This window comes from Streptomyces sp. NPDC059224, from assembly GCF_042754285.1.
In the GTDB taxonomy this organism is placed as follows: Bacteria; Actinomycetota; Actinomycetes; order Streptomycetales; family Streptomycetaceae; genus Streptomyces.
On the sequence record NZ_JBHZAN010000016.1, the window covers coordinates 37,959 to 61,116 of the forward strand.

Annotated in this window: 15 protein-coding genes and 1 pseudogene; 3 read left to right on the forward strand and 13 right to left on the reverse strand. The window is 72.7% G+C overall.

What is annotated here, in order from left to right:
* Nucleotides 1–4: 4 nt before the first annotated feature.
* The 12 genes and pseudogenes from ACFXI4_RS18900 to ACFXI4_RS18955 form a co-directional block, all read right to left on the reverse strand.
* The gene (locus tag ACFXI4_RS18900; protein ID WP_384992077.1) at nucleotides 5–1,972 is read right to left on the reverse strand and encodes an alginate lyase family protein; all 1,968 of its coding nucleotides are present in this window, start codon (nucleotides 1,970–1,972) and stop codon (nucleotides 5–7) included.
* Nucleotides 1,969–4,164: a bi-domain-containing oxidoreductase gene (locus ACFXI4_RS18905; RefSeq protein ID WP_384992079.1), complete on the reverse strand. Its 2,196-nt coding sequence runs from the start codon at nucleotides 4,162–4,164 to the stop codon at nucleotides 1,969–1,971. Before ACFXI4_RS18905 ends, ACFXI4_RS18900 begins: the two co-directional genes overlap by 4 nt.
* Before the next feature lie 16 nt (nucleotides 4,165–4,180).
* On the reverse strand, nucleotides 4,181–6,115 hold the full coding sequence (asnB, locus tag ACFXI4_RS18910; protein ID WP_384992081.1) for an asparagine synthase (glutamine-hydrolyzing): 1,935 nt from the start codon (nucleotides 6,113–6,115) through the stop codon (nucleotides 4,181–4,183).
* Nucleotides 6,116–6,118: 3 nt separating this feature from the next.
* Nucleotides 6,119–7,672, reverse strand: coding sequence for a Wzz/FepE/Etk N-terminal domain-containing protein (locus ACFXI4_RS18915; RefSeq protein ID WP_384992084.1), 1,554 nt, complete (start codon nucleotides 7,670–7,672; stop codon nucleotides 6,119–6,121).
* Nucleotides 7,669–9,039 (reverse strand): Wzz/FepE/Etk N-terminal domain-containing protein, encoded by a 1,371-nt coding sequence (locus tag ACFXI4_RS18920; RefSeq protein ID WP_384992087.1) that lies wholly within the window; start codon nucleotides 9,037–9,039, stop codon nucleotides 7,669–7,671. The genes ACFXI4_RS18915 and ACFXI4_RS18920 overlap by 4 nt, the downstream gene beginning before the upstream one ends.
* Nucleotides 9,036–10,301 carry a glycosyltransferase family 4 protein gene (locus ACFXI4_RS18925; RefSeq protein WP_384992090.1) on the reverse strand — a complete coding sequence of 422 codons (1,266 nt, stop codon included), beginning with the start codon at nucleotides 10,299–10,301 and terminating at the stop codon, nucleotides 9,036–9,038. The genes ACFXI4_RS18920 and ACFXI4_RS18925 overlap by 4 nt, the downstream gene beginning before the upstream one ends.
* The gene (locus tag ACFXI4_RS18930; RefSeq protein ID WP_384992093.1) at nucleotides 10,291–11,616 is read right to left on the reverse strand and encodes a nucleotide sugar dehydrogenase; all 1,326 of its coding nucleotides are present in this window, start codon (nucleotides 11,614–11,616) and stop codon (nucleotides 10,291–10,293) included. Before ACFXI4_RS18930 ends, ACFXI4_RS18925 begins: the two co-directional genes overlap by 11 nt.
* A gap of 73 nt (nucleotides 11,617–11,689) precedes the next feature.
* Nucleotides 11,690–13,168, reverse strand: coding sequence for a sugar transferase (locus ACFXI4_RS18935; protein WP_384992096.1), 1,479 nt, complete (start codon nucleotides 13,166–13,168; stop codon nucleotides 11,690–11,692).
* A gap of 801 nt (nucleotides 13,169–13,969) precedes the next feature.
* On the reverse strand, nucleotides 13,970–15,496 hold the full coding sequence (locus ACFXI4_RS18940) for an FG-GAP repeat protein (protein WP_384992397.1): 1,527 nt from the start codon (nucleotides 15,494–15,496) through the stop codon (nucleotides 13,970–13,972).
* Nucleotides 15,497–15,787: 291 nt separating this feature from the next.
* Nucleotides 15,788–16,565 (reverse strand): annotated as a pseudogene (locus ACFXI4_RS18945) (phosphotransferase); the annotation flags it as partial.
* Entirely contained in the window at nucleotides 16,562–17,533 is a 972-nt protein-coding gene (locus ACFXI4_RS18950) for a D-2-hydroxyacid dehydrogenase family protein (RefSeq protein WP_384992400.1), read from the reverse strand. The pseudogene ACFXI4_RS18945 and the gene ACFXI4_RS18950, both read right to left, overlap by 4 nt.
* A 329-nt stretch (nucleotides 17,534–17,862) precedes the next feature.
* Nucleotides 17,863–18,774 carry an MMPL family transporter gene (locus ACFXI4_RS18955; protein ID WP_384992098.1) on the reverse strand — a complete coding sequence of 304 codons (912 nt, stop codon included), beginning with the start codon at nucleotides 18,772–18,774 and terminating at the stop codon, nucleotides 17,863–17,865.
* Between the two features lie 175 nt (nucleotides 18,775–18,949).
* On the opposite strand from ACFXI4_RS18955, the gene ACFXI4_RS18960 reads away from it, so the two are divergent.
* The 3 genes from ACFXI4_RS18960 (at nucleotide 18,950) to ACFXI4_RS18970 (ending at nucleotide 22,445) form a co-directional block, all read left to right on the forward strand.
* On the forward strand, nucleotides 18,950–20,470 hold the full coding sequence (locus ACFXI4_RS18960; protein WP_384992101.1) for a glutamate decarboxylase: 1,521 nt from the start codon (nucleotides 18,950–18,952) through the stop codon (nucleotides 20,468–20,470).
* A 153-nt stretch (nucleotides 20,471–20,623) separates the two neighbouring features.
* Entirely contained in the window at nucleotides 20,624–21,730 is a 1,107-nt protein-coding gene (locus tag ACFXI4_RS18965; RefSeq protein ID WP_384992104.1) for an NAD(P)/FAD-dependent oxidoreductase, read from the forward strand.
* A gap of 91 nt (nucleotides 21,731–21,821) precedes the next feature.
* The gene (locus ACFXI4_RS18970) at nucleotides 21,822–22,445 is read left to right on the forward strand and encodes a DedA family protein (protein ID WP_362727676.1); all 624 of its coding nucleotides are present in this window, start codon (nucleotides 21,822–21,824) and stop codon (nucleotides 22,443–22,445) included.
* Nucleotides 22,446–22,680: 235 nt separating this feature from the next.
* On the opposite strand, the gene ACFXI4_RS18975 is transcribed toward ACFXI4_RS18970, so the two are convergent.
* Nucleotides 22,681–23,133, reverse strand: a complete 453-nt coding sequence (locus ACFXI4_RS18975; protein WP_384992107.1) for a MarR family winged helix-turn-helix transcriptional regulator — start codon at nucleotides 23,131–23,133, stop codon at nucleotides 22,681–22,683.
* Nucleotides 23,134–23,158: the final 25 nt, after the last annotated feature.

The following is a 23,158-nucleotide window of genomic DNA, read 5'->3' on the forward strand; positions in this document are numbered from 1 at the left end:
CCCCCTAGCGGCCGAACCTGAGCACAGTGGTGAACCCCATGACGCCGTCGGCGGTGGTGCCGGTGCCGGTACCGATCAGCGTCGTGGTGGGTTCCTTGCGCCCGAATCCCGCGGAGTACCAGCCCAGCGGCGGGTCGGTCTCGCCGCGGTGCGCCCGCCAGGACAGCTCTCGGGGCAGGTCGAGCACGGCGGACCGCCCCTCGCCGTCCCGGATCCAGGTGAGCACCGCCCGGTTCCCCACCAGGTCCGCGGCGATCGCCGGGCCGAGGTGGAACGCCAGCTCCACCGCCCGGCGCGGGCCGCGCACCTCGTCGACCACCGTGAGTTCCCGGCTCGCGGCCGTCAGCTCCACCCGCCGGCGGTGCACGGAGCCCTGGTACCCGTCGTGCTCGGCCGACCAGCGGGCGACGCCGTCGCCGGACGGGTCCGCGGTCAGGACGCGGGTGCGGGCATGCCGGGTCCACAGGAACGGGCCGCCGGAGACGGACTGGTCGGCGCCGTCCAGCCGCAGCGTGTTGTGGCCGAGGGTGGACCGGAAGTACTGCCGCCACGCGGGCTGCCCGTGGTAGCAGAACGTCCCCGGGTCGGCGAGCACGTCGACGCCGTCGTGCCGGACCTCCACGGCGAGCGCGTCCGCGTGGGCGTGCGCGGCGATGGACAGGAAGCCGTGCGGACCACCGTCGCAGCGGCACCAGATCTCTCCCGGACCGCGCAGGATGGTGAGTCCCGCGTCGGCGAAGTGGTCCGGCCGGCCGGCCGGCCGGGACACGGCCGGTGCGACGGCGCCCTTCGGGTACGGCCGGACCAGCGCGGACAGCAGCGGGGTGCGCACATCGGTGCCGGGCACCTCCGGCCACCAGTCGAGCCGTCCGAAGACGGCGTCGCCGGTGGCCAGCAGGGAGCCCCAGCGGTCGGTGCCCGCGCCGTCCACGACCAGGCCGTACCCGTCGTCCGCGTCCCCCTGGCGCGGCGGCCGCAGCCGGCTGTCCACGACGGCCGCGAGCGCGTCGGTCATCCGCAGCAGCACCAGACGGACGGACGGCGGGACCGCTACGCCCGCGGCGTCGGCCTCGGCCACCGCGGCCAGGCCCAGTTCCAGCACGAGCCCGTGGTACTCGGTGGCCAGCTCGCGGTTGAGGCCGGAGGCGAAGGTGTTGCCGCGCAGGTGCCGCTCCAGCGACCGCAGCGCGTCACCGCGCCAGCGCCCCGAGGACGGGAACCAGCCGAACGCGCACGCCGCCGCGAGCTGCCCGGCGGCCTCGGCGATGACGTGGTTGTTGGCGGACGACCCCCGGCTCGGGAAGGCGGCCAGCCAGCGCTGGTGGTGCCAGATCTGGTCGAGCGCCACCGGGTTGTCCTCGAACAGCCCGGCCGCGCCCGGCCAGTCGTCGAGCAGCCGGCGGATCCACACCCAGGACAGCAGCCGGATGCCCAGCTCGATGCCGCTGATCCAGTGCACGCCCCGCAGCGGCGGGTTGGCCGCCCACCACGACCGCAGATGTTCGGCCACCCGCTCGGCGTACCGCTCGTTCCCGGTGACCGCGTAGGCGGCGGCGAGCACGGTGAGGTACTGGTGCCGGGACAGCTCCCAGATCTGCTTGATGTCCCCGACCGCGTCCTCGTTCCGGTAGGGCACGTCGAAGGCGTAACCCCCCGGCGCCCGGCGTCCGGTCTTCGGGTCGCGCCACCAGTCCGGGTCGACGAGGTCGTCGCGGACCACGCCGAAATACTCGACGTGCCCGTACATCAGCAAGTCCGCCTCGGCGACGAGACGTTTCGCGGCTTCCGGTGGCACCGCGGCGAGCGTCCCGGCGGGCAGCACAGCGGTGAACCGGGCGCCGGTCACGGCCGGGCCCTCCGGCCGGTCGGACCGCCACCGCCGCCTGCGCACCGCGTCACCGGCCCGGCCCGCGACCTCCCGCGGCCCCATCCGGGACAGCCGGCGCAGGTACCAGCCCGCGCTCATGGTCATCGCGTCCTCGCCAACGTCACCGGCGCGCCGCCGGCCAGGCCGGCCTGTACGGCGAGGGTGGCCGCCGTGGTCGCGACCAGCGACTCGAGCGGCACCGGCATCGGCCCACCGGTGCACACGGCCTTGATGAACGCGGCCAGCTCGGCGTTCTGGCCCTTGTCCCGGGCCTTGGGCAGCCGTGAACTTACCCAGCGCTTGCGGCCGTAGACCGAGGCCCGGACGAAGTCGTCCAGCCGCAGCACCTTGCCGTCCGCGACCAGGTCCAGCGTCTCCTTGGGGAAGCCGGGCGCACCGGTGGTGACGTAGCTGATGGTGGCCGTGGACCCGTCCGGGTAGCGCAGCACGACCTGCAGGTCGTCGTTGCCGGACGTGGCCACCGCGTAGACGGAGACCGGGTCGGCCTCCAGCAGCCAGCTCGCCGTGTCGATGAAGTGGCCGCCCTCGCCGGCGAACCGCGAGCCCTCGGTGCCCTGTTGGAGGTACCAGCTGCCGTGCTGGAGCCGGCCGGCGTTGACCAGGTAGCGGAGGTTCGCCGGACCGGTGCGGACGCCGAACCGGTCTCTGGCCTCCTGAAGCAGCGGCGCGAAGCGCCGGTTGAAGCCGACCTGCAGCCGGTCGTTGCCGGACTCCTCCACCGCCGCGAGCACGCCGGCCAGTTCGTCCTCGGTCAGGGCCAGGGGCTTCTCGACGAACACGGTCTTGCCGGCCAGCAGCGCCTTGCGGGTCAGTTCGGCGTGCGAGCTGTGCCGGGTGACCACGAACACCGCGTCGACGGACTTGTCGCCGAGCACGGCGTCGAGGTCGGTGGTCGCCTGGGCGAAGCCGAACTTGCGCTGTGCGTTGGCCGCGGAGAGCGCCGTGGTGGTGACGACGGTCGACAGCTCGACGCCGTCGCGCTGGGCCAGGTGCGGCAGCAGCATCGACGTCGCGTAGTTCCCCGCGCCCACGAACGCGAGGCGTACCGGCACGGTGGCGGCCCGGCCCGGGGTGGCCGCTCCCCCGCCGCGGCGCACCGCGGGTACGGCCACCGACGGGGCCTGCGCCTCCCCTTCCTTCGCTTCCGCCGCCTGTCCGGGGTAGCGGAACAGCACGGCCACGGCCTTCAGTTCGCCGTCCTTCAGACGCCGGTACGTCTCGACCGCGTCGTCGAAGTCGGCGACGTGCGAGACCAGGGGCTCCACGTCGACGCTGCCGCGGGCGACCAGGTCGAGGAAGCACGCGAGGTTGCGGCGCTCGGTCCAGCGCACGTAGCCGATCGGGTAGTCGCGTCCCTCCAGTTCGTACTCCGGGTCGTAGCGCCCGGGACCGTAGCTGCGCGAGAACCGGACGTCGAGTTCCTTCTCGTAGTACGCGTTCCACGGCAGGTCCAGGCGGCACTTGCCGATGTCGACGACCCGGCCGCGGTCCCGGCAGAGCCGGGCGGCCAGCTCGACGGGCTGGTTGCTGCCGCCGCCCGCGGCCAGATACACCTGGTCCACGCCGTGTCCGTCGGTGAGTTCGGCGACGGCGGCCTCCACGGCCGCGGACGCGGGGTCGCCGCAGGCCGCGGCGCCCAGGCGTTCGGCGAGCTCACAGCGCGTCGGGTCGGGGTCGGCGCCGACGACGCGGACCCCGGCGGCGGTCAGGAGCTGGACCACCAGCTGCCCGATCAGGCCGAGGCCGATGACCAGGGCCACCTCGCCGAGCTGCGGCTCGCCCTGGCGGACGCCCTGCATCGCGATCGACCCGACGGTGCCGAAGGCGGCGTGGCGTGGCGCGAGCCCGTCCGGCACCGGCGTGTAGAGGTTCTTCGGGACCCAGTTCAGCTCGGCGTGCAGCGCGTGCTCGTTGCCGGCGCAGGCCACGAGGTCGCCCACCTTCACGTCGTCGACGCCGGTGCCGACCTGCTCGACCACCCCGCACAGCGAGTAGCCGAGCGGCGTGTAGGAGTCCAGCTTGCCCATCACCTTGCGGTAGGTGGCGGGCACCCCGTTGGTGGCCACGCTCTGCATGACCTTGGCCACCTGGTCGGGGCGGGAACGGGCCTTGCCCAGCATCGACATGCCGGCCTCGGACACCTTCATGAGCTCGGTGCCGGTGGAGATCAGCGAGTAGGCGCTGCGGACCAGCACACCACCCGGCTTGCACCCCGGCACCGGAACGTCGAGCACCGCCAGCTCGCCGCTCTTGTAGTTCTGTACGACCTGCTTCACCGAAGTCCCCTGATTCCTAAGCCGTCAACCGAGTGCTCTGGCCGGACCCGGAGGTCGCGTCGCGATACCAGTACTCGAGGGTCAGTACGTGCCACAGATGCTTGGAGTAGTCCCGCTGCCCGGCGGCGTCCTCGGCGACGAGCCGCGCCAGTGCGTCGCGGCGCAGGAATCCGGACCGGACGAGCTCGCCGTCGTTGACCACCTCTCGCACCAGCGGTGCCAGGTCCCGGCTCATCCAGGCCCGCAGCGGGGCGCTGAAGAGGCCCTTGGGCCGGTAGACGATCTCCCGGGGCAGGATCGAGGCGGCCGCCTCCTTGAGGGCGGCCTTGCCCTGCCGTCCGACGATCTTGCGGTCACCGGGCACGGCGAACGCCGCCCTGACCACCTCGACGTCCACGTACGGCACCCGGACCTCGGTCGAGGCGGCCATGCTGGAGCGGTCCGTGTACGTGAGGTTCAGTCCCGGCAGGAACATCCTGGCGTCGGTGAGGCACATCCGGTTGACGAAGTCGTCGAGGTCGTTGTCCTGGTAGACGTCCGCGTGCTCGGTCAGGACGTCCTCGACCGTCCCGGCCAGGTCCGGATCGAGGAGGGCGAGCAACTCGTCCTGGTCGTACATGGTGTAGCTGCGCCTGAAGGCGGTCTCCTCCGGCAGACCGGCGAAGGAGAGGAACCGCTTCGCGAAGCGCACCGACCGGTACCCCCGGCGGCTCGTCGCGACCGGAAGCCGGTCCACGGCCCCGGACACCCCGCGCCGCAGGAGCCGCGGGACACGCTGGTACCGCAGCGCCATCAGGTTGGCCAGGTGCTTGCGGTAGCCGGCGAACAGTTCGTCCGCGCCCATCCCCGAGAGCATCACCTTCACCCCGGCCTCCCGCGCGGCCGAGCAGATCAGGTACGTGTTGATCGCGGCGGGGTCGCCGATCGGCTCGTCCAGGTGGTACGTCATCCGCGGCAGCAGGTCGAGGACGTTCGGCGCGATCTCGATCTCGTGCAGGTCGACGCCGAACCGCTCGGCGACCTGCCGGGCGTAGCGCAGGTCGTCGGGCATCGCCTCGAACCTGGCGTCCTCGGCGCGGAATCCGATCGTGTAGGCGGAGATCCCCGGCTGGTGGCGGGCCGCCAGCGCGGTCAGCCAGCTGGAGTCGAGGCCACCGGAGAGGAAGGTCGCCACGGGGACGTCGGAGAGCAGGTGACGCCGGGTCGAGTCCTCGACGACGGCGGCCAGGTCCGGCTGTTCGCCGCCGCGGATCCGCTCCTGGCCCTCGGCGGCGACGTCCTTCAGGTCCCAGAACCGGCCGCGCTCCACCCGGCCGTCGGGCCGGCACCTCAGCCAGCTCCCCGGCGGCAGCTTCTCCGCCTCGCGGAACGCGCACCGGGAGTCCGGCACCCAGTAGTAGAGCAGCGAGGCCACCAGCGCCGCGTGGTCCACCTCCAGCGACCTGCCGGTCGCGACGGCGAGCGCCTTGAGCTCGGAGGCGAACACCAGGCCCCGGCCGCGCCGCAGCAGGAACAGCGGCTTGATGCCGAGCTGGTCGCGGGCGAGCACCAGTTCGCCGGTGCGCTCGTCGAAGACGCCGAACGCGAACATGCCGCGCAGCCGGGGCAGGCAGTCGGTGCCCCAGCGCCGCCAGGCCTCCAGGAGCACCTCGGTGTCGGAGGTGCCGCGGAAGCGCACCCCGCCGGCGGCCAGTTCGGCACGCAGCTCGGGGGCGTTGTACAGCTCACCGTTGTACGTCAGGACGAGGCCGTCGGAGACCATCGGCTGGGCGCCGGTGTCGGACAGGTCGATGATGGCCAGCCGGCGGTGCCCGAGGTGCACTTCGCCGTCGCCCACGGGGTGGCTGTACCGGCCCGCCCCGTCCGGGCCGCGGTGGGCGAGGGTGTCGGTGAGCCGGTCGGTGACCGCCTTTCCGTCCGGCCAGCGGTAGGTGCCCGCGATGCCACACATGTCCTACCGCACCTCCTGGTCGTTCTCCGGGCCCCGGGCAGCCCACACCGGCCGCCGCTCCGCCCGCCGCTGGCCCTCCCCCACTGCCTGAACGGCGTGCGAGGTACCCCCGCCCGTCTGCCGGGCCGGCCACTCGCTCCGGCCGCGCAGCGCGGTGTGCAGCCCGTCCCACAGGGTGCCGTCGGTCCGGTCCCGCGGGTCCGGGTCGATCAGCACCACGCCGATCACCGGGATGCGCTGGTCGGCGAGCTGCCGCGCCACTGTGTGCAGCCATGCGGCGCTGCCGTGTCCGGCCCGCACCACGAGCACGGTCTGGGTGCCGAGGTACTGCAGGTCGGTCCACGCCGTTCCGGGCGCCACCGAGCCGAGCCCGATGCGGCGCTCCTGGGGCGGCACGGTCGCGGCGCGCTCGCCGCCGACCACGGTCGGGTCTCCCGGCTTCGGGCGGCGGCCCGCCAGGTACGGGCGGGGCAGAGCGTCGATGACGGTCACCGGTCCCTCCGCCGCCATGGCCCTGGCGAGGTCCAGGGCGATCACGCTCGTGCGGCGCGCACAGCCCAGCTCCAGCAGCGACACCGGTTCCGTGGAGCCGCGCGCGGTGCGGGCCAGGGAAGCGGTGAGCCGTTCCCGGGTGAGCCGGATGCGGCGGCGCCGCCACGGTCTGCCCGAGCGGCGGGGCAGTTCGGCGATGACCGAGGCTCCCAGGTTCGCCGCGATGTCCCGGCGCAGCACCGGGCGGTCCGCCACCACCACGCCGATCGCGGCCAGCGCGAGCCCGAGGACGAGCCCGAGGACGAGGCCGATCGCGGCGTCGGTGACGACGGCCTTGGGCAGCGAGTGCCGCAGCGCGCGCGGGAGGTCCACGATCTCCGTGCCGGCGACGACCTGCGGTGTTCCGGTCCGCGCGTCCGCGGCGCGTTCGTCGAAGTCGGCGATGCGGGAGTTGAGTTCGGCGCGGCGGGCGAAGAGCGATTCGAGGCTCGCCGACGCCTTCGGGTCGCTGTCCGCCGACTGGCCTCCGATCTCCTCGTTGACCTGGGCCAGTTCGTCCCGCATGCGGTCACGCTGGTCGAGCAGGGCCTGGGCCTCGGCCTGCGCGGTGTTCTTCATGCGCTGCACGTGGTCCGCGACGAACGCGTCGGCGAGCGCCTTGGCGCGGGCCACCGCCTGGGCGTCGCTGTCGCCCGTGACGGTGATCTGCAGCAGGTTGTTGGTCAGGCCGGTCCCCCGGTAGTCCGCCATGAAGTCCTCCGGTTTCTCCGGGGACTTGAGGGACCGCAGGGCCTTGTCGGCGATCTTCGTGGTCTGCAGCAGCTGCACGTCGGTGCGGATCAGCGTTCCGGTGTCGTTGGGCTGGTCCTCGGCGTGCGCGACCAGCACGGTGGTCACCGCGGTCGGCGACGGCGGCACCAGGACCGCCAGTCCGGCGCCGGCCAGCAGGCCGAGGAGCGCCGTGGCGGACCACAGGCGGCGGCGTCGGCGCACCGCCACCACCAGTGCCTGCAGATCGAGGAGCGGAGTGGCCGCCGGCGACTCCGCGGTCGTGCTCGTCGTCATGCCGGACCTCCCGTCGCGCGGCCGGGGACCGCGAGCGCCAGAGTGGCGTCGTCCGGAGGGGGTCCGGCCGGCCGGGTCTCCCGGGCGCGGACCGTGTCGGCGACGACGATGCCGACGAGTTCGTGGCTGCCGTCCGCGCACGCCTCGGCGATTCCGGCGAGTTCCTCGGTGGTCCAGCTTCCCGGGCTGAGGACGACCAGGGCCCCGGACTCGGTGTCGCGGTCCGGCACGATCGGCCGGTCCACCGAGACCTCCACCACCCGCAGCTGCGGATCGCTCTTGGCCTCGGCGGCAAGCTGCCGCGCGGCCCGGCGGGCGATCTCGTCGCCGTCCGGTACGACGACCAGCAGCCGCCGGGAGGAGGGCAGTTCGTCCCGGAGGCGAGCGCACACCCGCCGGTAGCGGATCCGCCGGCCGGCCTCGTCCTCGGATCTGCGCGGGGTGGGCAGGTCCCACCGGGCGTCGACGCCGAGGAGCCTGCGGAGCCGGCGCGGCCGGCCGCCGCCGTCGGTCCGGTGCTCACCGCGCCGTGCGTCGGGCACGTCGACGGTGCCCAGCAGCGCCGAGCCCAGCGCCGCGGCGATCTCGGGTTCGGTGCGCAGCCGGCGGTTCATCCGTGCGGCGATGAGATGGCCGATGACCGCGAGCAGCAGGAACAGCAGCGCTCCCGCGACGGTGAGCTGCATCCTGGTCGGCGGCGCCTCGCCGGTGGGCCGGGCCGCCTGCCCCATGACGACCATGCCGGCCTTGTCGGTCGCCGGGTCGGCCTCGTCCAGTTTCGTCATGGCCTCCTCCAGCGAGGTGCTCAGTTTCTCGAGCTCGGTCCGGGCCTGCACGCTCTCCACGGTCTGTCCCGGGTCGGCCGCGTTGGCCAGGGCGGTGATACGGCGGTTGGTGTCCTCGACCTGCTTCCGCAGCGCCGCGGCCTCCGTGGCCGTCGCGGAGTCCGTGCCGCCGCCCGCGATCCGCGAGGCGAACTTGACGAACTGCTGGGCGACCTGGTCGGAGAGCTGCTGCGCACGCTTCGGGGTATCGGCCGTACCCGAGACCCTGATGATGTTCCCGTCGGCGGCCGTGGCGGTCACGTGATCGCGCAGTTCGGCGGCGCTGACGTCCTGCCAGCCGAGCGTCGAGGCCGCGCGGTCGACCACCGTCGAACTGGTCGCGATGTCGACCTGGGTCAGCAGTTCACGTTCCTCCCACTGCCCCGGCAGCAGGACCGACGCCGAGGTCGTGTACCGCGGCGGGAACACCACCGAGGCGCCGTACCCGACGAGCCCGCCCACGACGGCGAGGACGGCGAGAAGCCGCCAGCGCCGTCGGAATATCCGTCCGATGGTGACCAGACGTATCGTGTCCTCGCTCAACTGCCCTGCCTCTTCCCTGTGCGGACCTGATCGCCCGCCGCCACCGGAGTGCGGTCACGGCAGGCAGCGGCGTAGGCGGCGAGCAGCGACGCCTGTGAGTTCTGCCAGGAGAGCGGCCCGCTGACCCGCTCCTGGCCGATCTTGCCCATCCGCGCCCGCCGGTCCGGGTCGTCCAGGAGCAGCGCGATGAGCCGGGCGAACTCGGCCTCGTCGTCGTCGGGCGCGTACACGGCGGCCTCACCGGCGGAGACGCGTGCCTCCTTCAGGTCGAAGGAGACGATCGGCCGGCCCATCGCCATGTACTCGAGGACCTTGTTCATGGTCGACACGTCGTTGAGCGGGTTGCGCGGGTCGGGGGAAAGACAGACGTCCGCGGTGGACAGGTAGCGCACCAGTTCGGCGTCCGGAATCCGCCCGGTGAACTGCACCTGGTCCCCGAGTCCGAGCCGCCCCGACAGCTCCACCATCGCCTCGAAGGCGTCGCCGGAACCGACGAACACCGCGTGCCAGTCGGTCCGTCCGAGCCGGTCGCGGAGCTCCGCGAGGGCCCGTAGGGCGTAGTCGACGCCGTCCTGCGGGCCCATGACACCGAGATAGCACAGCAGATGAGGCTTGCCGCGCTTCAACTCCGCCTCCGGCGGCACCGGTTGGAAGCGGTCGATGGCGGGCGCGCTGCGCACCACGAAGACGTCCTCCGGCCGCCGGCCGCCACGGCGCACGGCGACGTCGCGGTAGCTCTCGTTCGTGGCGAGCACGATGTCCGCGGCCCGGTAGGTCCGCCGTTCCAGCGCGCACACGGCGCGGTAGAGCAGGTCCTCACCGCGGTCGAACCGGGAGAGGTACAGCTCGGGTACCAGGTCGTGCTGGTCGAAGACGAACCGGGCGCCGCGCCGCTTCAGCCACAGGGCCGGCAGGAACAGCAGGTCGGGCGGGTTGCACGCGTGGACCACGTCGACCGGACCGACCTTGCGGGCCAGCCGTGCCGTGTGCCAGAGCGCCGATCCGTACTCCTTCAGGTAGCCGGCCGGCCCCCCGGTGGCCGCGCGCAACGGGTAGCGGTGGATCCGCACCCCGTCGATCTCCGTCTCCGGTTCGGTGTCGCGCTTGGTCCCCTGCGGGCAGATGACGTCCACCGTCCAGCCCGCGTCGCGCAGCGTCGTGCACTCCTGCCACACCCGCCGGTCGAACGGCACCGACAGGTTCTCCACCAGGATCAGCGCGCGCCGGCCGGAGCCGGCGCCGCCGGCTGTGTTACCAAGCAAGGCCCACGTACCCCGGTTCGGTCCGGCGCGTCTCGGCGTCGGGAAGGCGGATGAGGTCGACGATCACCGGTCCTTCGCCATGGGGCAGCGCCGACAGCACGGCCGCGTCCCTGGTCCCGACCAGGCACACCTCGGCGTGTTCGAGCACCTCGTCGACGGAGTCCGCGAGCAGCTGCGCGAGGTGCGGCAGCCGGCTCTCGATGTACTCGCGGTTCGCGCCGAGCAGCCGGGAGAGGCTCACGTTGGCGTCGTAGATCTTGATGTCGTAGCCCTTGCCGAAGAGTCTCTCGGCCAGTTCGACGAGCGGGCTCTCGCGGAGGTCGTCGGTGCCGGGTTTGAAGGACAGCCCGAACAGCCCCACCCGGCGTTTGCCGGTGCGCTCCACCAGGTCCACCGCGCGCTGGAGGTGGTCGGAGTTGGAGGTCAGGACGTGGGCGAGGATGGGTACCGAGACGTCGGCCCGCTGGGCGGCGTGGACCAGGCTGCGCAGGTCCTTGGGCAGGCAGGAGCCGCCGAAGGCGAAGCCGGGCCGCAGGTAGGCGGGGCTGATGTTCAGCTTGCGGTCGGCCAGGAACACGTCCATCACCTGGTGCGAGTCCACGCCGAGCGCCTGGCACACCGCGCCCAGCTCGTTCGCGAAGCCGATCTTGAGGCCGTGGAAGGCGTTGTCCGCGTACTTGATCGCCTCGGCCGTCGGGACCGGCACCCGGAACACCTCGCCGGGCAGGCCGTCGTACAGCGCCAGCACCGCGTCGCCGCTGGCCGGGTCGAACTCGCCGACGACGGTCTTGGGCGGGTCCAGGAAGTCCCGCACGCTCGTGCCCTCGCGCAGGAACTCCGGGTTGACCGCGACCCCGAAGTCCACGCCGGCCGTGCCGCCGGTGTTCTTCTCCAGGATCGGCACCAGCAGGTTCAGGCAGGTGCCCGGGAGCATGGTGCTGCGGAACACCACGGTGTGGCGGCGCCCCTGCTCGATCTCCTCGGCCAGCGCGGCACCGATCTGCTCGGCGACCCGCTCCAAGTACGTGGTGCACAGGCTGCCGTTGGGCTCCGACGGCGTGCCCACGCAGACCAGCGACACCTCGCTGCCCAGGACCGCCTCGCGGACGTCGCCGGTGGCGCGCAGCGCTCCGGTCCCCACGACCTCGGCGAGGAGCTCGCCGATACGCTCCTCGACCACGGGGGCCTTGCCGTCGTTGACCAGGTCGACCTTCACCTGGTTCACGTCCACCCCGATGACCTCGTGGCCCATGCCGGCCAGGCACGCGGCTGACACGCAGCCCACGTAGCCGAGCCCGAAAACACTGACTCTCATGACCCGTCTCTCCCCCCAGGCAGACCCTTGTGGCCTGCGTTCCGCGTGCCGGCCGGACGGCGCTCCCCGCGCATCAGTAGGCCCCCTGCCCGTGGAGGACCGCACGCATGGTCTTCCACAAGATCACCGTGTCGAGGGCGAGCGACCAGTCCTCCACGTACCGCAGGTCGAGGCGGACCGCCTCCTCCCACGGCAGGTCGCTGCGTCCGCTGATCTGCCACAGGCCGGTGAGCCCGGGCTTGACCAGCAGCCTCCGCCGGATGTCCGGGTCGTACGCGGCGCACTCCTCCGGCAGCGGGGGCCGTGGGCCGACGAGCGACATCGCTCCGGTGAGGACGTTGAACAGCTGCGGGAGTTCGTCCACCGAGTACCGTCGCAGCACGGCTCCCACCCGGGTCACCCGCGGGTCCCGGCGGACCTTGAACAGCAGCCCCGAGCCCTCGTTGCGGTCGGCGAGCTGGGCACGGGTCCCGTGGGCCCCCGTGACCATGGTGCGGAACTTGAGGATCGTGAACTCCCGGCCGTCCTTGCCGACCCTGCGCTGGCGGTAGAAGGCCCCGCCCCGGCTGTCCGCCAGCACGAGCAGTGCGACGAACGCCATCAGCGGCGCGAACAGCATCAGCAGGACCGCCGAACCCACCCGGTCGACGACCTCCTTGATCGCCCGGCGGCCGCCGGTGAAGGTCGGCAGGCTGACCCGCAGCAGCGGGATCCCGAGCACCGCGTCGACGTGCAGCCGCGGACCGGCCACCTCCATCAGCACCGGGGCCACGACCATCTCGGCGTCGCTGCCTTCGAGGTTCCATGCCAGTCGCTGCAAGCGGTCCGGGGTCCAGTGCGGGTCCGGTGTCACCGCGACGACCCGGTAGCCGTCGTGGCGCACGTGCTTGGCGACGTCCGTCATCCGGCCGACGACCGGCACTCCGTCGAGTTCGTCCCCGTCGGTCCCGCGCCCGTCCGTCGTGCACACCGCCTCCACCCGCCAGCCGATGTGCGGGTACTTGCGGGTTCGGTTGATCAGGTCGCGCACGGTGTCCGGGCTGCCCGCGGCGAGCACCGGTCTCAGGCACCGGCCGTCCTTGCGCCGTCTGTGCAGGAACAGGCGGAGCACGTACCGCGCGGTCATGGTCACGAGCCCGATCGCGGGGATCGCGACGAAGATCCAGAGCTTGATGTTGCGCGAGGTGAGGGCGATCCCGCCGAGCGCCAGGATGACGGTCGCCGCGAACAGTGCGCGTCCGAGCCGGCGGAACTCCTCGGCGCCCTGGCCGAGCACCGCCGGCGCCCACGACCGGCCCACCACGAGCGCCGCCAGCACCAGCAGCTCGGTGCCGAAGGCGAGAATCCCCCATTTCTCATGCCAGTTGGCCGCGTCCCGGGCCCCGAAGAATTCACCGATCCCCGCCACCACGAAGGCGGTGGCCACGGTGTCGCTGATGATCACGGTACGTCGGTACCGCTGCTCCCACTCGATCGCCGGCCGGCTGATCGCCCCGTCCGCCAGACGCTCACGCGCCGGCGAAAAAGAGCCGACTAGTCCCCCCTGCCGCACAGAAACCCCCCGGTCCCCAGTGGTTCGACATGGTGCCCTGACACGGTTCCTCCCCCCGGGAGGCCCCCGCCTCCCGCACGCGTCCGTCCCGGGAGGCCCCCCGGCTCCCCGCGCCGCGCTGTTCCTCTCGCAGGAGGCCCCCGCCTCCCGCGCATGACATCCCGGCTGCTTCGGCGCTACTTGAACAACCCGCTCATGGCGCAGCGGACTCGCCTGGTCGGCCAGGCTCTCCAGGTGCACGGGATACGCCGCCGCCTCGGGTGCTCCCCTCACCCAAAGCCCATCGCAGCAACAGGAGTTGATCACCCCCACGGCCGGCGCCGGAGACGCCGGCACGGGTCGTCAGCACCGACCGACCCATAGATCATCATTTGTCGCCTCGTGTCCCAGCATGCGAAGCACGGTCAATCTAGACCATCAAGGGCCGTCTGAAGAGAGGGCCGTGTGGAATTTGTGCTCAAGATTTGAAGGCTGGTCAGCGGGCGGGCGGCGGTACACGGGTGTTCCTGTGAGCGATGATCTGCCGGGTGACCTCGCAAGACGCGAGTCCCCCGGGCCGTCGGCACCGGCTGTTCCGAGGCATCCGGACACTACCCAACTAAGTCGCAATCAGGCCCTGTTCGGCGCATTCTCGACCTGTGAGCACAAGGTGGCGGCCGCAGAAGCGGTCGGTCGGCCGGCCCGGGGGAACGGATCTTCACTGTTACGCGGAAGCAACTCTTCGGGTTCCGCGGAGGAGGTGGCCTCCCGGGAACGCGGCACGGGAGGCCACCTCGTCGCACGTGCGGCGGGCCGCCGCCGCTACGGGGCCAGGGTCTCGCCGAAGCGGGCGTCGGGCACGGGGGCGCTCAGGCTGCCGCCGTTGAAGGACCAGGATCCGCTGCCGGAGGGGCCGTTGCCCGTGCCGGGAAAGACCCAGGCGGCGCCGTCGTCGGTGTCCTCGCCAGGGGCGGAGGCGATCAGCTCGGCCCTGCCGTCCTTGTCGGCGTCGATGAGCCGGAGGGCCGCGCCGAACCGGTCGCCGTCCTCGTTGTCCCCGGGGACGGACGGCGTGCTCCGGCTGTAACTGACGAGGCCACGTGGGGTGAGTCCGTTGCCGGTACCGCGCATCACCCAGGCCGTGCCCGGGTCGGTGAGGCCGTTGATGTCGTTGCCGGGAGCGCCGATCGCGGCGTCGGCGTAGCCGTCGCCGTTCACGTCCGCCACGGTGACGGCACCGCCGAAACGGTCACCCACCCTGTCGTCGCCGGAGGCGCCGATGGTCGTCTGGTCGAAGTGCTGGTCGGCGTCCGGACCGCCCAGGCCGCCGGGGCCGCCGGGGCCGCCGAGGAAGACGTCGAGGTTGCCGCCGTCGACCAGGGCCTCGTTGAGGTCGTCGGTGTCGGCCGGGGAACCGAAGACCACGTCCGGGTAGCCGTCGTGGTCGATGTCGCCGGAGGCGCCGACCGGGCCGCCGCGCAGTCCGTGGCCGTACGTCAGCCCGTCGGGACCACCGGGCAGGTAGCTGGCAGCACCGAACGTCTCGACGGGATTGACCGTCTCGTAGACGGTGAGGGTGCCGAGCAGGACGACGTCGTCGGAGCCGCTCCTGTCGTAGTCACCGGAGGTGAGCCCGGTGGGGGTGAAGTCCTCCGCCCACTTCCAGTCCATGGGGGTGGCCTGGAAGATGCGGGTGCCGTCGGCGCCGGCCTCGAAGCCGTAGGTCCGCAGGGACTTGCCGCTCAGGAGGGCGAGTTCGGTGCGGGAGCCGTGGAAACGGCCGGTGGCCAGGCCCAGTCCGACGTGTCCGCGTGCCGTCGGCGCGCCGTCCTGCAGCAGGAGAGCGCCGGCGGCCCGCAGCCCGTTCGCGGAGCCCCACAGGACGACCGCCGCTCCCGCGTCGGCCGTGGTCCCGGTGTCCCTGCCGGGCATGCCGACGACGAGATCGGCGTAGCCGTCACCGTCCAGGTCTCCGGAGGTGGTGGTCCGTCCGAAGCCGTCGCCGGTCTGGGCGAGACCCGGTATGCCGGGGGTGCTCAGGCTGAACGTCGCCCGGCGGGAGGTGGACAGGCCGCTCGCGGACCCGTACAGCACGGCGACGTAGCCGGCGCCCTTCCGTGCGCTGACGGTGCCGCCGGGGGCGGAGATCACGGCATCGGGGTAGCCGTCGCCGTTGAAGTCGTCGTGGGCCGCCTCCACGGCCGCGGGAGCGGCGGGCGCAGGGGCGGCGGTCACGGTGATCGTGGCGCCGACGGTCAGCAGCACGGCTGCCGCGGCCGGCCCGGACAGCAGGCCCGGTCGGCCGCGTAGGGTTCTGGACGTTCGCGTGGTGGAGCGCGTACTGCGCACTTCGTGGCTCCTGGGATCTCGGCACGGCCGGTCGGGGAGGGAGTCGCGGAGGCAGGGCGGGGTCCGTTCCCCGCCGCCGCGCTGTTGGACCGGAGAGCGAGCCCAAGGGTTGTGCCCTGTCGTGCCGAGGATCCGGAACCGAAGCCTCACCCGACCCGCGCCCGCCGGGGGCGGAAGCGGATGTTCGCATTCGTGCCAAGCGAACGTGACACCGGATCCGCGCGGGACCACGGCCCGGCGGGGATGGCTACCGGCTCCGGAGCACACGGTCGGGCGCCGCCCCGGCCGGCGGGGTCCCCACGTCGGCCTGCCACCGGGCCGGGCCCCGGTCGCCGTTGCGGCCCATGAGCATGAGGAACAGGCTTTTCATGGCGGCCGGCCCGCGGGCGCGCCGGACAGTCGGCTGGTTCGCGTGCGCGTACACCTCGAAGAACCCGGCGGCGGCGCCCGCGGGAAGGACCACCCACCCGGCCGCGGGGTCCCACGCCGGATCACCGGCGAACAGGGCACCGAAGTCGATCACGCCCGAGAGCGTCCCGTCCGGGACGACCACGTTCGCCGGATGCAGGTCGCCGTGCACCCGGAGCGGCGGGCCCCCACAGAAGTGGTCGAAGCCGTCCGGACACCTGTTGGGGGCCGCCGCGGTCCTCGCCGGTCGGCGATGCGGCGGGGGCCGCCACGTGGAGCGCCCGGAGGAAGTCCGCCAGGGTGCCGGACACGTGGTCGCCGCGGCGGAGCGAGCTGCGGTCCAGTGGCTCGCCCGGAACCCACGTCATGACGGTCCAGGGCTTCGGGAGGCGCGCGGACGGTTCACCGGTCCGAACCGGGTCCGGGACCGGACGCGGCAGGGCCGGAGCGGCGGGGGCGGCCACCGGCACTCCTTGCGCTGGAGGTCCGGGGCCTGTTCCGTCCGCGGCATGCGCACGGCCGGCTCGTCCCCGAGGCGCCGCATCCGGTTGTCCCACCCGCCCGCCACCTCGCGGACGGCCGGCCCCGCGAGGTCCGGATGCTGGTCCCGCAGCAGGTCGTGGACCAGCTCCGCGGTGTTCTCGGTCTCGGGTCCGGTCATGCGGCGCCGTGCGTCAGCTGTCGGACGGGGGCGCCGGCGAGGAAGGCGGTGATGTCCTCCACCGCCTGGGTGTAGAAGGTGCGGTAGTTGCGCTCGCTGACGTAACCCAGGTGCGGTGTGGCGAGCACGTTCGGCAGGGACCGCAGGGGGTCGTCGGCGGGGAGCGGCTCGGTCTCGAAGACGTCCAGCCCCGCCCCCGCGATCCACCTCTCGCGCAGGGCGCGCAGCAGCGCCGGCCCGTCGACGATCCCGGCGCGGGAGGTGTTGACCAGGTAGGCGTGCGGCCGCATGGCACGCAGTTCCCGCTCGCCGAGCAGACCGCGCGTCCGCCCCGACAGCACCAGGTGGACGGAGACGAAGTCGCTGCGGCCGAGCAAGTCCTCCTTGCTCGGGGCGAGTCGCGCGCCCGCGTCGTCGGCACGCTCGGCCGTGAGGTTCTCGCTCCAGGCGAGGACCTCCATGCCGAAGGCGGTGGCGATCCGGGCGACCCGCGTGCCGATCTTGCCGAGTCCGAGCAGGCCCACGGTCCGGCCGTGGAGATCCTGACCCACGGTGGACTGCCAGGGGCCGCCCGCGCGCAGGGACCGGTTCTCGGCCGTGACGTTCCGGGCCAGGCCGAGGAGCAGGGCCCAGGTCAGTTCGACGGGCGGGGTGGGGCTGCTGGCCGTACCGCAGACCGTCACGCCACGGGCCGCCGCGGCCGCCAGGTCGACGGAGGCATTGCGCATTCCGGTCGTCACCAGCAGCCGCAGCCGGGGCAGCCGTTCCAGCAGGCCGGCGTCGAACGGGGTGCGCTCGCGCATGATCACGACGATCTCGCAGTCCGCGAGTTCGGCGACGAGCCTGTCCCGGTCGGCGATGTGCTCGCGGACCGTCCGTACCTCGACACGGCCGTCGAGGGGGCTCCAGTCCGCCAGGGCGAGAGCGGCGCCCTGGTAGTCGTCCAGTACGGCACAGCGAAGGGTCATGCGGACGTTCTGCCTTTCGTGCGGGGCGAGCGGGCGCACCGCCGGGCGAGGAGTGCCGCCCGCGAGCACGGCGGGGCCGGACGTCCGGACGGCGTCGGCGGCTCCACCGGAGAGCGTGCCGAAGGCGATGACCTGCGCGGCGATCAGGGTACCCACCGCCCACGGGCGGACCGGGCCGGGTCCGCGCGGTCACCCGCGTCGACTCGCGGTGCTGAACGGCCCGTTCACCGAGGCCCCGGCACCGAGCGGAGCACTGACCGCGCGCGGTGCGCGGGACCACCCCCAGCGCGGGCCGGAGTCCGGAGCGGGCCGCGCGCCCCCGGTGCGGATCAGCCCGCGGCCACCTCGTGCTCCTTGCGCTCCGGCTCCGCCGGTGCGGGTCGCGGCAGCTTCGCCCCCTCGATGTCCACGTCGGGCGTGACGCGGTCCAGCCAGCCGGGCAGGCCCCAGGCACGGCCGCCGAGCAGGGCCGTCACCGCCGGGACGAGCGTCATGCCCACCACGAACGCGTCGACCAGCACGCCGAACGCCAGGGCGAACCCGATGGACTTGATGATCGGGTCGTGGTTGAAGACGAACCCGCCGGATACCGCGACCATGACAAGGGCGGCGGCACTCACCACCCGGCCGCTGCGGGACACGCCCTGGGTGACCGCCTCGGCCGCGTCACCGGTGTGCTCGTGGTGCTCCCGCATGCGGCTGACCAGGAAGACCCCGTAGTCCATGGCCAGCCCGAAGAGCACGCCTATGAGCAGGACCGGCAGGAAGCCGGTGACCGGGCCGGCCGAGGGGATGCCGAGGACGCCGTTGAGGTGGCCCTCCTGGAAGACCCACACGGTGGCGCCCAGGGAGGCGGCGACCGACAGCAGGAAACCGAGGGCGGCCTTGACGGGGACCAGCAGGGACCGGAAGGCGATGGTCAGCAGGAGCAGTGCCGGGATCACGATGATGGCGACGAACAGCGGCAGCGCGGCGGGCAGTTTGCCCGCGACGTCGATCGCGGCGGCCGTCGTACCCACGATGTGGAGGGTGCCGCCCTCCTCGCCGACGGTCGGCGCGTTCGCGCGCAGCCGGGGCATAAGGTCGGTGGTCGCCTGGGCGTCGGGACCGGTTCCGGGGACCACGGCGACGACGGCGAGGGTCGCGTAGGCGTTGGTGACCGGCGGCGCGACGACGGCCACTCCGCGGTCACCGGCCAGGCTCCTGCTCAGCGACTTCACGGTGGAGGTGCGGTCGGCCACGCCGGACCTCTGGGGGCACGCCGCCGGCCCGGCCAGTATGTGGATGGGAAAATCCAGTTCATCAGTCCGCAAATCGATCACTGGATCGGTGTAATCGACACCGATGCCGGACCGAAAAGCGATCTAGCTTCGGAGTGCACGGGGCCGTACGGACCAGAAAGGCATCGAGGCACTCATGCCCATCCCGCATACCGACGTCATGACCGCACCCGAGTTCGACACCCTGACCGTCGCACCGGAGTCCGGACCCGAGACCGACCCGGAACCGGAACCCGCGACCACCCGTCCGTCCGCCGACCACCCGCTCCAGCCCGTCGGCCAACCGCACCCGCCCGCCGCCCCCCCGCTCCCCCAGCCCGACCTCCCGCTGCCGCCCGCCGACCATCTGCTCCTGCCGGTGGACGAGTTGCCCGCGAACGCGTCCTCGCCCGACCTGGTCGGCCGCCGGGTGCGCGACGAGCTCATGCTCGACGGCAACGCGCGGCTCAACCTCGCGACCTTCGTGACCACGTGGATGGAACCGCAGGCACGGCAGTTGATGGCGGAGACCGCGGAGAAGAACCTCGCGGACCGCGCGGAGTACCCGCAGATCACCGCCATGGAGGAGCGCTGCGTACGGATGCTCGCCCGGCTCTGGCACGCGCCGTTCCCGGAGCAGGTCCGCGGCTGCTCCACCACCGGTTCGAGCGAGGCGTCCATGCTCGGCGGCCTGGCGCTCAAGCGCCGCTGGCAGGACCGCCGGCGGGCCCAGGGCAAGGACACCGCCCGCCCGAACATCGTGATGGGCGCGAACGTCCAGGTGTGCTGGAAGAAGTTCGCCAACTACTTCGAGGTGGAGCCGCGTTACGTCCCGATGGAACCGGGCCGGTACCACCTCACGCCGGACACGCTCACCGCCTACTGCGACGACAACACGATCGGTGTCGTCACGGTCCTCGGGTCCACCTTCGACGGCTCCTACGAGCCCGTCTCCGACATCTGCCTGGCCCTGGACGGATACCAGGCCGCCACCGGCACCGACATCCCCGTCCACGTGGACGGCGCGTCCGGCGCCATGGTGGCCCCCTTCCTCGACCCCGGGCTGCTCTGGGACTTCCAGCTGGAACGCGTCGCCTCCATCAACACCTCCGGGCACAAGTACGGGCACGTCTTCCCGGGCCTCGGCTGGGCGCTGTGGCGCAACGCCGAGGCACTCCCCGACGACCTGGTCTTCGAGGTCGACTACCTCGGCGGCTGCTCCCCCAGCTTCACCCTCAACTTCTCCCGTCCGGGCGCGCATGTCGTCGCGCAGTACTACAGTTTCCTGCGGTACGGCTTCGAGGGACTGCGCAACCTCGCGGCCCAGAACCGCGCGACGGCCCGCGCCCTGGCCGCCCGCATCCAGGCCATCGCGCCCTACACGCTGGTCACCGACGGCTCCGAACTGCCCGCCTTCGCCTTCCGCGTGGCGCCCGGCACCGAGGGCCTGACGGTCTTCGACGTCTCTCAGGCGATGCGCGCCCGCGGCTGGCACCTGCCGGCGTACACCTTCCCCGCGCCCTGCCAGGACGTCTCCGTGCTGCGTCTCGTCGTACGCACCGGGTTCACGGCCGAACTCGCGGCCATGTTCATCGCCGACCTGACCGAGGTAACCCGCCGGCTGCACGACAGCCGGCCGACGTCCCCACCTGCGCTGAGCGCGCCGGCCGCCCCCTGACGGCGGCTCCGCGGGCCGGGCGGACGGCGCCGGAGAGTCCGACCGCACGGGCCGCACGCGTCTTTACAGCACTCTCACAGAACCCGCCCTGCGCTTGATGTTTCAAATGTTACGCTCGCCGCCATTCCCCCCACCTGGCTCAGGAGAATCACTGTGCGGGACGGCAACGTAGTGGTGATCGGCGGCGGTTACGCAGGGATACGACTGGCGAAAAAGCTCGACACGGCGGCACATGTCACGCTCGTGGACCGCAAGGAGGTCTTCTTCCACCGCATCGCCTCCCTGCGGGCGGGGGTCCGCCCGGAGTGGACGGGCGCCCCCTTCATCCCGTACGACAGGCTGCTGGCCAACGGCCGTGTGGTGGTGGGCAAGGCGGTCCGCGTCGACACCGTCGAGCGCCAGGTCACCCTCGCTACGGGCGACCGGCTGCCGTACGACGTGCTGGTCGTCGCCACCGGCGCGGACTACCCCGAACCGGCCCGCTTCGTCGGCTCCAGCCCCGACGAGGCCGCGAAGGCCTTCGCCGAGCACCAGCACAACATCGCCGCCGCCGACCACATCCTGGTCGTCGGCGGCGGCCCCTCCGGTGTCGAACTGAGCGCCGAGATCCGGCTGGCCCGGCCGGACGCACGGGTCACCCTCGCGCACTCCGGGCAGGAACTGCTGCACTCCACGGGCAGCGCCCGGGCCGGCCGCAGGGCCCGGACCTGGCTGACCGCCCACGACGTGACCGTCCGGCTGGACTCCTTCATGGCGCCCGGTGCCGACTTCGGCACCTACCGCGACGCCCACGGCGAGGTCCTCGCCGCCGATCTCTCCTTCTGGGCGACCGGCACCACGCCCAACACGCTCTGGCTGCGTCTGGCCGGGCACGGCGACTGGCTGAACGAGACCGGACACGTCAGGGTCGACCGGACGCTCCGCATCGAGGGCCACCCGGACGTGTTCGCGGTCGGTGACGTGAACGATGTCAGCGAGCTCAAGGTCACCCCCGCCGCGCTCGCCCAGGCCGAGGTCGCGGCCCACAACATCCTTTCCTACCTGCGCAGTTCGGGGCGGCACAGCAAGAGGTCGCGCGCCTACCGGGCCGTCCGCCGCACCCCGCTGATCGTGCCCTTCGGCCCGGCCGACGGGGTGACCGTGCTGCCCGTGCCGCTCGGCGAGAGCGCGGTCCTCGGCACCCGGGCCACCGCCATGGCCAAGGCGAAGACGCTCATGACCCCGTACATGAGGCGCCAGCTCGGCTACCCCTCGACCTGACCGCACCCGGGTGTCACGGGCCAGCGCCCCGGCGGCCGGCACGTGACACTTGAGGCAAGCGACCGGCGTAAGGGACGGGGAGGTGACGACGGTGATCGCCGTCAATCCGACGGACAGTGCCTCGTTGCTCGCCGCCTTCGGCGCGCTCGCCGTGCTGGTGGTGATCTTCGCCGAGTCGGGTCTGCTGGTCGTCGGCTTCTTCCTGCCGGGTGACACCCTGCTCTTCCCGGCCGGTGTGCTGTGCGCGGCGAACGCGGACCGCGCTCCCCGGCTGGAGCTGTGGCAGGTGCTGGTCTGTGCGGCCGTCGGGGCGGTGGCGGGCGGCCAGGTCGGATATCTGATCGGGCGGCACGGCGGGCGCCCGCTGCTGGCCCGCACCTCCAGTGCACGGGTGAAGGCCGGCGCGGCCCGGGCGGAGCGGCTGCTGTCCCGGTACGGGTACGGCAAGGCACTGGTGATCGGCCGCTTCGTGCCCCTGCTGCGGTCGGTGCTGCATCCGGCGGCCGGGGCGCTCGGGGTGCCGGTGCGGCCCTTCACCCTCTGGCAGACCGTCGGCGGGGTGCTCTGGTCGCAGACCTTCGTCCTCGCCGGGTTCGCCCTCGGGTCGTCGGTCTCGCACATCGACCGCTACCTGCTGCCGCTGATCGGGGTGGTCGTCGTGGTGTCCCTGCTGCCCGCGGTGGCCGAGGCGCGCCGGACGCGGGGTGACCGGTGACCCGGCTCAGGCTTCCCAGTGGGCCAGGCTGTGCTGTGCAGGGCCGCGGCGGTGTCGCTGAAGCGGTCGGCGCCGAGCAGGGCGCGCAGCTCGGCGGTGAAGCGGTCGATCTCCCGCCGGGCCGCGTCGACCACGGCGGTCCCGCGTCCGGTCAGTTCCAGGACGACGGCGCGGTGTTCGTCCGGGTGCCGGCCCCTGCTGACGAGGCGACGGCCACTGCCGACCGGGGCCGGGGTCAGGCGAGCTTCTCCACCACCGCTTCGAACTGCCGGGCCATGGCCGGCACCGATCTGCCGTCGAGGAGATCCAGCACCCGCTTGCGGGCGCTCGCCAGATGCACCGGGTAGGCGGCCTGGAGACGCTTGAGCCCCTCCGGGGTGAGGGTCGCGACATTGCCGCGGGCGTCGCCCTCGTAGCGGCGCTTGACGACCTGGCCGCGGTTCTGCAGCGCGTCCACGACACGGGTGATGCGGCTCGCCGACAGGGCGGTGGCCGAGGCGAGGTCCGTCATCCGGAGCTCCTGGTTGTCGGCCTCGGAGAGGTTCATCAGGACGACGTACTCGGTGAGCGTGAGCCCCGTGGACCGCAGCAGATCGTCGTCCAGCGAGCGCGGCAACGCCACGATCACGCGCATCAGGGCACGCCAGAGGAGCTCTTCGTGGACGGTCAGCGGCGCCTCGTCACTCATCACCTCACAATAGCGTGCTCAAGCA

Excerpts from the sequence above, each read along its gene's own strand:
- ACFXI4_RS18900 (WP_384992077.1), bottom strand. The coding sequence starts at position 1,972 with ATGACCATGAGCGCGGGCTGGTACCTGCGCCGGCTGTCCCGGATGGGG.
- ACFXI4_RS18950 (WP_384992400.1), bottom strand. The coding sequence starts at position 17,533 with ATGACCCTTCGCTGTGCCGTACTGGACGACTACCAGGGCGCCGCTCTC.
- ACFXI4_RS18960 (WP_384992101.1), top strand. The coding sequence starts at position 18,950 with ATGCCCATCCCGCATACCGACGTCATGACCGCACCCGAGTTCGACACC.
- ACFXI4_RS18975 (WP_384992107.1), bottom strand. The coding sequence starts at position 23,133 with ATGAGTGACGAGGCGCCGCTGACCGTCCACGAAGAGCTCCTCTGGCGT.
- ACFXI4_RS18930 (WP_384992093.1), bottom strand. The coding sequence starts at position 11,616 with ATGAGAGTCAGTGTTTTCGGGCTCGGCTACGTGGGCTGCGTGTCAGCC.
- asnB (WP_384992081.1), bottom strand. The coding sequence starts at position 6,115 with ATGTGTGGCATCGCGGGCACCTACCGCTGGCCGGACGGAAAGGCGGTC.
- ACFXI4_RS18915 (WP_384992084.1), bottom strand. The coding sequence starts at position 7,672 with ATGACGACGAGCACGACCGCGGAGTCGCCGGCGGCCACTCCGCTCCTC.